8 protein-coding genes are annotated in these 9,227 nt (G+C 63.5%); 1 reads left to right on the top strand and 7 read right to left on the bottom strand.

The window, feature by feature from the left end; genetic code table 11:
* The 7 genes from Q8N40_RS09160 to Q8N40_RS09130 form a co-directional block, all read right to left on the bottom strand.
* On the bottom strand, nucleotides 1-426 hold a 426-nt coding region (locus tag Q8N40_RS09160; protein ID WP_305711599.1), incomplete at its 3' end, for a L,D-transpeptidase.
* A gap of 418 nt (nucleotides 427-844) precedes the next feature.
* Entirely contained in the window at nucleotides 845-1,606 is a 762-nt protein-coding gene (locus Q8N40_RS09155) for an ABC transporter permease (protein WP_305711598.1), read from the bottom strand.
* Nucleotides 1,603-2,526: an ABC transporter ATP-binding protein gene (locus Q8N40_RS09150; RefSeq protein WP_305711597.1), complete on the bottom strand. Its 924-nt coding sequence runs from the start codon at nucleotides 2,524-2,526 to the stop codon at nucleotides 1,603-1,605. Before Q8N40_RS09150 ends, Q8N40_RS09155 begins: the two co-directional genes overlap by 4 nt.
* Before the next feature lie 257 nt (nucleotides 2,527-2,783).
* Nucleotides 2,784-3,527, bottom strand: coding sequence for a hypothetical protein (locus Q8N40_RS09145; RefSeq protein ID WP_305711596.1), 744 nt, complete (start codon nucleotides 3,525-3,527; stop codon nucleotides 2,784-2,786).
* A gap of 88 nt (nucleotides 3,528-3,615) precedes the next feature.
* Nucleotides 3,616-3,909 (bottom strand): type II toxin-antitoxin system HicB family antitoxin, encoded by a 294-nt coding sequence (locus Q8N40_RS09140; protein ID WP_305711595.1) that lies wholly within the window; start codon nucleotides 3,907-3,909, stop codon nucleotides 3,616-3,618.
* 9 nt (nucleotides 3,910-3,918) lie between these two features.
* A complete protein-coding gene (locus Q8N40_RS09135; RefSeq protein WP_305711594.1) occupies nucleotides 3,919-6,534 on the bottom strand; it encodes an ATP-dependent helicase in 2,616 nt (871 codons plus the stop codon).
* Nucleotides 6,535-6,749: 215 nt separating this feature from the next.
* Nucleotides 6,750-7,262, bottom strand: coding sequence for a thioesterase family protein (locus tag Q8N40_RS09130; protein ID WP_305711593.1), 513 nt, complete (start codon nucleotides 7,260-7,262; stop codon nucleotides 6,750-6,752).
* 87 nt (nucleotides 7,263-7,349) lie between these two features.
* Here Q8N40_RS09130 and Q8N40_RS09125 point away from each other — a divergent pair, with 87 nt between their 5' ends.
* Nucleotides 7,350-8,768 (top strand): FAD-binding oxidoreductase, encoded by a 1,419-nt coding sequence (locus Q8N40_RS09125; RefSeq protein WP_305711592.1) that lies wholly within the window; start codon nucleotides 7,350-7,352, stop codon nucleotides 8,766-8,768.
* The last annotated feature ends 459 nt before the right edge of the window (nucleotides 8,769-9,227 follow it).

Raw genomic sequence — 9,227 nt, 5'->3', positions numbered from 1 at the left:
CGAGGAGCCGGTCAGCGTCACCGTGGCGTTGAGCACGCCGTCCTTCTGCACCAGCGCAAACAGCGTCGCGGCATTGGCGCGCGACAGCCGCACGCAGCCATGAGAGGCCGGACTGCCGAGCCGGTTCACCGAGTCGGTGCCGTGAATGGCATGACCTGATTTGGTGAAGAAGATCGCGTGCGGCATCGGCGCCTCGTCGAATTCCCTGGAGTAGTGGTCTTGCTCCATCCGGAAGGTCTTGAAACTGCCGTTCGGCGTCTCATAGGCGGGCAGGCCGCTCGAGACCGGCCACCGGTATCGCTCGACGCCGTCGACTGCGACGGTCATCAGCTGCGCATTCTTGTCGACGGTGATGGCGATCTTGGCCTGCGCGGCGCTGCCGAGGGAAAGCATCAGGCAGGTGACAGCAATGAGGAAACAACGCATTTTTACCTTGGCCTCCAGGCCCAAAATTCCAGTGCCACTGCACGCTGCTCTCGCCGTCCCCCCGGCATCAATATGCCCGGACTCCGCCGAAGGTTCCAGTCGCCTGCAGGGGCATCGTTAATGGAACACAGGGCGCAAGCAAGGCGGCGGCGGGACCAATTCGGACGGGCCCGCGCAACTTTCGGTGACCGCAACGGTCCGCCGCGAGTTAACCCGGCGAGGCAACCTTTCGGCCGCAACGGCGTTAGACAGTCCCGCCCGCGTCCGTCGTGGTCCAGCATTGAGGAATTCAGATGAAGACGAATACCCGCACTGCCGTGCTGCCGGCCGGTCTGCCGGCAAGACTCATTCTGGCGGTGGCGGCGATCATGCTCGCACTGCTGGCCATGCCGACGCTCCGCTAGCTCGGGCCTTTGCTTCAATTCTTCAGCCGGTATCCGGTCTTGAAGATCCACCACACCGCGACCATGCAGACGGCGAGGAAGCCCAGCGTCATGCCGAAGCTGAGTCCAACACTGACGTCGGCGATTTCATGGAAGCTCCAGCGGAAGCCCGAGATCAGATAGACCACGGGGTTGAACAACGAGACGGTACGCCAGCTCGGCGGCAGCATGTCGATCGAGTAGAAGCTGCCGCCGAGGAAGGTCAGCGGCGTCACGATCAGCATCGGGATCATCTGCAGTTTCTCGAAGCCGTCGGCCCAGATGCCGATGATGAAGCCGAACAGGCTGAAGGTCACCGCGGTCAGCACCAGGAAGGTCAGCATCCACCAGGGATGCATGATGTGTAGCGGCACGAACAGTGCTGCGGTAGCGAGAATGATCAGGCCGAGGATGATCGACTTGGTGGCGGCGGCGCCGACATAGCCGAGCACGATCTCGAAATACGACACCGGCGCCGACAATAGTTCATAGATGGTGCCGACGAATTTCGGAAAGTAGATGCCGAACGAGGCGTTGGCGATGCTCTGGGTCAGCACCGACAGCATCACCAGCCCCGGCACGATGAAGGTGCCGTAGCTGACGCCCCCGACTTCGGCGATGCGTGAGCCGATCGCGGCGCCGAACACCACGAAATACAGCGACGTCGACACGACGGGCGAGACGATGCTTTGCAGCAGCGTGCGCCAGGTGCGCGCCATTTCGAACAGATAGATGGCGCGGACGGCCCTGAAATTCATGACGCCCTCACCAGGCTGACGAAGATGTCTTCCAGCGACGACTGGCTGGTATCGAGATCGGAGATGCGGATGCCGGCCGCCCTGAGGTCGCTGAGCAGGCTGGTGATGCCGGTGCGCTCGCCCCTGGTATCGTAATCATAGGTCACGGTGCGGCCATCGTCGGACAGTTCGAGGTTGTAGGCAGCGAGGCTGTCGGGGATGGCATCGATTTTGCTCTGGAGATGCAGCTTGAGCTCCTTCTTGCCGAGCTTCTGCATCAGTCCCGCCTTGTCCTCGATCAGGATGATCTCGCCCTTGTTGATGACGCCGATGCGGTCGGCCATCTCCTCGGCCTCCTCGATGTAATGCGTGGTCAGGATGATGGTGACGCCGGAGGCCTGCAGCGCCCGCACCACCTCCCACATGCCCTTGCGCAATTCGACGTCGACGCCCGCGGTCGGCTCGTCGAGAAACAGGATCTGCGGTTCGTGCGACAGCGCCTTCGCGATCATCACCCGGCGCTTCATGCCGCCGGACAGCGTGACGATCTTGGAATCCTTCTTGTCCCACAGCGACAGGTCCTTCAGCACCTTTTCAATATGGGCGGGGTTCTTCGGTTTGCCGAACAGCCCGCGGCTGAAGCTGACGGTCGCCCACACCGATTCGAACGCGTCGGTGTGCAGTTCCTGCGGCACCAGCCCGATCATCGCGCGTGCCGCGCGATAATCCCTGTTGATGTCATGACCATCGACGGTGACGCGGCCTTCGCTCAGATTGGCGATGCCGCAGATGATGCTGATCAGCGTGGTCTTGCCGGCGCCGTTCGGTCCCAGCAGCGCGAAGATCTCGCCTCGCTTGATCTCGAGGTTGATGCCGTTGAGCGCCTTGAAGCCGGAGCCATAGGTCTTCGACAGATTTGCAACGGAGATGATGGAAGTCATGCTGGGCTTGATGGTCTAAAGGGGAGGGGTGGCTGGCTAAAGCGGCACGACGGCCGGCTCGAGGCGGGCGCCTTCGGGGTGGGAGGCAGAGATAGGAACCCGGTGGTCACAACGCAATCGCTGCCGCCGCGGAAATGACGATGCCGCGCTAAACCATGATGGACGTTGAATGATTCGCCGCGGGCGGGCGCAGCGCGGCGGCTGCCGCAGGGTGTCTACCGAAAATCTCGAAAACAACCCCATGTACAGTAACAATGCTAGACCAGTTCCCCCGGGTCTTTGGCGGCCTCGAAGCGGGGCACGAGGTCGGCGGGCAGCGCCACCAGTTGCGCCGAACGGTCGATCGAGCCGCCGAGGATGGCGGCAGCGGCGATCAGCTTGGCGAGCCGGGTGTATTCGGACCAGACCAGATGTAGCATCAGCGGCGGTTGCTCTCCGTTGGCCAGCATCTGCCCGCAGCGTTCAATGGCGCCGTCGGTCAGCCACCATTTTTGCGCCAGCGTCACCAGTCTTCTGAAATGGCGGATGGTGCCGGTCTGCTGCGCCAGCGGAACGCCGGCCAGTTGAGCGCAGTGGCTCGTCCAGTTCAGGCCGGCCACAATGGCAATCGAGAAATCCGCCGTCGCGGTGCCGGTGAAATCGATCACGGTCTCGCCATGGGAACGCTGAAACAGATAGCCATCGATCATGTCGAGCTGACGGGCAGCCTCGGTCAGCAGTCCGAATTCCCCGCCTGGCACCGCCATGACGTACTGCATCGCTTCCAGCCTGGTGTGATCCCACACCGAGCCGACATCGCCGGCCGTGTCCGCCAGCGTCCGCTTGCAGGCCGGATAGATCAGTTTGCCCTGGTCGATTTCGGCGAGATATCGGGGAACGCGCTGGCGGAGGTCGTCGAGCAGAGCGTCCGGTAGGGCAAGACCGGCCGGCGGTTGCTTCGCCGCCGGGCCTTTCTGCACTTTCGAATGCAACCAGCCGAACAAGTCATCGCCCCCGATCAAGGCTTCGCCTGGATGTTAAACCGGCGCGACGAAATGATCGACCGTCATTTTGGGTGCGCAATGCTACCCGACCAGGCCAGACTGGACTTCACTCCGCCGCGGGGTCGTCAGCGGAAAACTCGACGAACGCGATCACGGCGTCCCTGGCATCTTCCAGGAATTCCGGATCGTTGCGCAGTTGTTCGATGGTGCTTGGCGGCTTGAAGCCGGTCGAACCGTCTGGATTGATCCAGCCTTCAGCCGCGAATTGCAGCACGTCAGCGGCCTCTTCCATGGCTTCCCCGAAAGTCTCACCGCCGGTGAATATGCCGGGAAGATCGGGAAACGACACGCCGTAGCAGCTGTCTGCGTCTTTATGGACCAAGGCGACGTAGCGCGGCATCGCAGTCTCCTACACCCGCTCCACAAAACTATCGACCACCTTTTTCTCGCCGGCCTTTTCGAACGCGATGGTGAGCTTGTTGCCGTCGATCTTCACCACCTGCCCGTAGCCGAATTTCTGGTGGAACACGCGGTCGGCCAAGGTGAACTCCGAGGTGGTGCCGGTGGATTTCGCGATCAGCTCGCCTTCGATGGTCATCGGGCCGCGCTTCGCGGCGAAACCGCTGCCACGCGAGCTTGAGGTATCGCTGCGCGTTGACGAGAACGGCGACTGGCTTTCGTTGAAGCCGCCGCCGGCCTGGCCGCCGCCGCGGCCGCCATTCTGGTTGCGGGCGCGGTTGGCCTGGGCGCGCTGCCAGCCCGGCGTCGAATAGCTGGAGCCGAAGGATTCGACATTGTCGAAGCGCGAGGGGCCATACCCGCTGCTGCCGCCCCAGCCGGAGCCGCCCTTCGATTCCGTGATCTCGACATTGTGCGCCGGCAGTTCATCGAGAAAGCGCGAGGGTATCGTGGTCGACCAGGTGCCGTGAATCCGCCGGTTGGTGGCGAAATAGAGTTTGGCGCGGCGGCGCGCGCGCGTGATCCCGACATGAGCGAGGCGGCGCTCTTCTTCCAGCCCGGCGCGGCCCTGTTCGTCGAGCGTGCGCTGGCTCGGAAACAGGCCTTCTTCCCAGCCCGGCAGGAACACATTGTCGAATTCCAGCCCCTTGGCTGAATGCAGCGTCATCAGCGACACCGCGTCGTCCTCGGCGCCGCCGTCGCGGTCCATCACCAGCGAGATGTGTTCGAGGAAACCCTGCAGGTTCTCGAACTCTTCCATCGAGCGCACCAGCTCCTTGAGGTTTTCGAGTCGGCCGGCGGCATCGGCGGAGCGATCCTTCTGCCACATCTCGGTATAGCCGCTCTCGTCGAGCACGATTTCGGCAAGTTCGGTATGCGAGGTCACCTCGCGCTGCACGCGCCAGCGGTCGAAACTGGCGATCAGGCCGCGCAGCGATCCGCGCGCCTTCGGCTTCAGCTCGTCGGTATCGACCACGGCGCGGGCGGCCTCGAACAGCGGCATGCGGCGCTTGCGGGCGTGGTCGTGCAGCATCTGCACGGTGGCATCGCCGAGGCCGCGTTTCGGTACGTTGACGATGCGCTCGAAGGCGAGGTCGTCGGCCGGCGAATTGATCACGCGCAAATAGGCCAGCGCATCGCGGACTTCGGCGCGCTCGTAGAAGCGGGGCCCGCCGATCACCCGATAGGGCAGGCCGAGGGTAACAAAACGGTCCTCGAATTCGCGCATCTGGAACGAGGCCCGCACCAGGATCGCGATGTCGTTGAGCTTGTTTCCGTCGCGCTGCAGTTGCTCGATCTCCTCGCCGATGGCGCGGGCTTCCTCTTCGGAATCCCAGGAGCCGGTCACGGTGACCTTTTCGCCGTCGACGTCCTCGGTCCGCAGCGTCTTGCCGAGCCGTCCCTCGTTATGCGCGATCAGATGCGAGGCGGCGGCGAGGATGTGACCGGTGGAGCGATAGTTGCGTTCCAGCCGGATCACCTTGGCGCCGGGAAAATCGTGGTCGAAGCGCAGGATGTTGTCGACCTCGGCGCCACGCCAGCCATAAATCGACTGGTCGTCGTCGCCGACGCAGCAGATAATTTTCGGGGCGGTGAGGGGGGAGGGCGGTGCCATCTGCTCCCTCGCCCCGCTTGCGGGGAGAGGGTCGGGGTGAGGGGGACTCTCAGCGGATACCGGCGTTGCGTTTGGCTCCCCCTCACCCGGATTGCTCCGCAATCCGACCTCTCCCCGCGAGCGGGGAGAGGTAAGGGAAGGCGCCTGCGACAATAGCCGCAGCCAGAGATATTGCGCGACGTTGGTGTCCTGATATTCGTCGACCAGGATGAACTTGAAGCGGTGCTGGTATTGCCGGAGGACATCGGGGTGCTCGCGGAACAGCCGGATGTTTTCCAGCAGCAGATCGCCGAAATCGGCGGCGTTGAGGATTTTCAGGCGCTCCTGATAGAGCGCGTAGAGCTTGCCGCCGCGGCCGTTGCCGAACACGGCGGCTTCACCCGGCGGCACCTGCGACGGCGTCAGGCCGCGATTCTTCCAGCCGTCGATCAGGCCGGCCAGCATCCGCGCCGGCCAGCGCTTGTCGTCGATATTGTCGGCGGCCAACAGCTGCTTCAGCAGCCGGACCTGGTCGTCGACGTCGAGCACGGTGAAATTGGATTTCAACTGCACCAGTTCGGCGTGGGTGCGCAGGATGCGGCCGCCGATCGAATGGAAGGTGCCGAGCCACGGCATGCCCTCGACGGCCTGGCCCAGCATCTGGCCGAGCCGCAGCTTCATCTCGCGCGCGGCCTTGTTGGTGAAGGTCACCGAGAGGATTTCGCCGGGGCGGGCGCGGCCCATGCTGAGGATGTGGGCGATCCGGCAGGTCAACACCTTGGTCTTGCCGGTGCCGGCCCCCGCCAGCACCAGAACCGGCCCGTCCAGCGTTTCCACCGCCTCGCGCTGCTCGGGATTGAGGCCGGCGAGAAATTGCGGGGCTGCAGTCGCCCGCGCGCGCGCGGCAATACCGCCCGCCGCAGGCTGGTGCGCGGGGACATCGTGATGGGGCAGCTTGTTCGGCTCGGTCATATGCGAATCGTCTTCCGCCCACGATGGCACCGCGGGGCCGTGAAGGGGAGCCTTCTTAGCAGGATTGAAGCGCATATAGGGTTCTTGCGGCAAATTTGACAGGCTTTATCCCGTGCCAAGATCCCGTGCCGGGACGGGCGCGATTTCGTCCTCCGGAGACGATTTGTTCCCGGCCGTGGCCGGTGCGCGGACGCACCGGCGTCCAGGGCTTTGCGCTACTTCGAGGGCATCGCCACCTTGCGGCCGATGCCCTCGGGGCGAGGCACCGTGCTGTGGGCCTTAGCCAGGGCGTCGATGCGCGCGCGGATATCGGCCGGAAACGGCGCGGTTTTCCGTACATTCATGTCCATATGGATGGTCATGTTCTCGGAAGTGGCGGACAGCCAGCCCTCGGTGGCGTGGCGCAATTCCTTGAAGGTGTGCAACCGCTTTTCGTCGGCGGCGACCAGCAGGATCGACACCTGCACGGGATCGCCGAGATGAACTTCCCGCAAATAGCGCACATGGCACTCGGCGGTGAAGGTCGAGCAGTTGCGCTCCTTCATGTAACCCGGCCCGATCCCGATCCTGAGCCATAATTCGTCGATCGCCCGGTCGAACATCACGTTGTAATAGGCCATGTTGAGATGGCCGTTGTAGTCGATCCATTGCGGCTCGATCCGCATCACCGAAGCCGGAAATGGCGCGGGCCGCCGCAGCACGTCGTCGCCGGTGTCAATCATCGTCATCGTGCATTCCCGTCCATTCGATCCATGCTCTCTTGACCCCTCATATATCCTTTGCCACGGTCCTCTCAAAGTCGGGAGGAATTTTGCGTGGCGACAACGATAACCAACCATCCGAAGCGGCCGGAGCCGCAGGCGCTGAAGGGCGCCATCGAGGCGCTGGCCGCGCGGTTCGGCAACCGGCTGATCACCTCGCAGGCGGTGCGCGACCAGCACGCCCATACCACGACCTGGCTGGCCTCGCAGCCGCCGGACGCGGTTGTCATGGCGCAGGAAACCGCTGACATCCAGGACGTGGTGCGAATCTGCAGCAAACACGACGTTCCCGTGATCGCGTTCGGCACCGGCACCTCGCTGGAAGGGCAGGTCAACGCGCCCGCGGGCGGGATCTGCGTCGATCTGCGCGACATGAACAAGGTGCTGGAAGTCCATGCCGAGGATCTGGACTGCGTGATCGAGCCCGGCGTCACCCGCAAGGCGCTCAACGAGCATTTGCGCGACCAGGGCGTGTTCTTCCCGATCGATCCCGGCGCCGACGCCTCGCTCGGCGGCATGGCGTCCACCCGCGCCTCCGGCACCAATGCGGTGCGCTACGGCACCATGCGCGACAACGTGCTGGCGCTCAAGGTGGTGCGCGGCGACGGCGAGATCATCACCACCGGCACAAGGGCGAAAAAGTCCTCGGCCGGCTACGACCTGACGCATCTGTTCGTCGGCGCCGAAGGCACGCTGGGCATCATCAGCGAACTCACGATCAAGCTGCGCGGCATTCCCGAGACCATCGCGGCGGCGGCGTGCTCGTTCGAGACCGTGCGCGGCGCCTGCCAAGCCACCATTCTGGCGATCCAGACCGGCATTCCCGTCGCGCGCATCGAGCTGCTCAACGCCGAGCAGGTGCGCGCCTGCAATGCCTATTCGAAACTGACGCTGCCGGAGACGCCGCTATTGCTGCTCGAATTCCACGGCAGCGAGAACGAGGTCGCCGAGCAATCGAAAAATTTCAGCGAAATCGCCAAAGAGTGCGGTGGCGGCGACTTCACCTGGACCACGCGGCCCGAGGACAGGACAAAACTGTGGCAGGCGCGGCACGACGCCTACTGGTCGGTCAAGGCGCTGCGTCCCGGCGCCGGCGTGGTGGCGACCGATGTGTGCGTGCCGATCTCGCGGCTGGCCGATTGCGTCACCGAAACCGAAGCGGATCTGAAGCGCCTCAATTTGCTCTCGCCGATCGTCGGCCATGTCGGCGACGGCAATTTCCACTGCTCGCTGGTGTGCGACATCGACAACGCGGGAGAGATGGCGCGCGGCGAGGACTTCATGCACCGACTGGTGGAACGCGCCCAGGCGATGGGCGGCACCTGTACCGGCGAGCACGGCATCGGGCAGGGCAAGCAGAAATATCTCGAGGCCGAACTTGGGCCCGAGGCGATCGACGCCATGCGCGCGCTGAAGAAGGCGCTCGATCCGCAGAACATTTTCAACCCGGGGAAGATATTGCCGGCGGTGTAGGGTCTGGAGCGGCTTACCAATCAAAAAATTGCGTTACATCCGCGTTCCGAAGCCGGGCGATTCAGACGCCGTCGATCGTCAAGGAACGACCATGCGATGCTCCGGCAGTGAACGCGTTCCCGGTTCCGCCGTCGCGGCGTTGAATCAATCCGCTCCATATTATCACGCGCTTTGCCGCGGTTCCGCTCGCGGCAGATTGTTCCATTTTGAACACACGGGCATACCTCCGGTGACATATTTGTCACCTGCGTCGATAAAAGTTGTCGCGTCAGATAATTGACTGCATTGTTCTTGGAGATATGCTGAACAGGTATACCGTTTCCCCTAACAGAGCGACTGGGGGGAACCCATGACCAAGACTTGCCTGACTCGTTCGCGTAAAATGTTTCTGGCGGCTCTCGGCCTCACGGCTGTCGTCCCGACTGCCAGCCATGCCCAGGCGCCGCCTTTGGGTACGAC

This window comes from Bradyrhizobium sp. (assembly GCF_030693485.1).
Lineage (GTDB): Bacteria > Pseudomonadota > Alphaproteobacteria > Rhizobiales > Xanthobacteraceae > Bradyrhizobium.
This window is presented reverse-complemented; position numbering and strand designations above follow the sequence as displayed.

What these genes read in the sequence shown, in the direction of transcription:
- Q8N40_RS09155 (WP_305711598.1), bottom strand. Translation starts at nt 1,606, where the DNA reads ATGAATTTCAGGGCCGTCCGCGCCATCTATCTGTTCGAAATGGCGCGC.
- Q8N40_RS09140 (WP_305711595.1), bottom strand. Translation starts at nt 3,909, where the DNA reads ATGCCGCGCTACGTCGCCTTGGTCCATAAAGACGCAGACAGCTGCTAC.
- Q8N40_RS09135 (WP_305711594.1), bottom strand. Translation starts at nt 6,534, where the DNA reads ATGACCGAGCCGAACAAGCTGCCCCATCACGATGTCCCCGCGCACCAG.
- Q8N40_RS09130 (WP_305711593.1), bottom strand. Translation starts at nt 7,262, where the DNA reads ATGACGATGATTGACACCGGCGACGACGTGCTGCGGCGGCCCGCGCCA.
- Q8N40_RS09150 (WP_305711597.1), bottom strand. Translation starts at nt 2,526, where the DNA reads ATGACTTCCATCATCTCCGTTGCAAATCTGTCGAAGACCTATGGCTCC.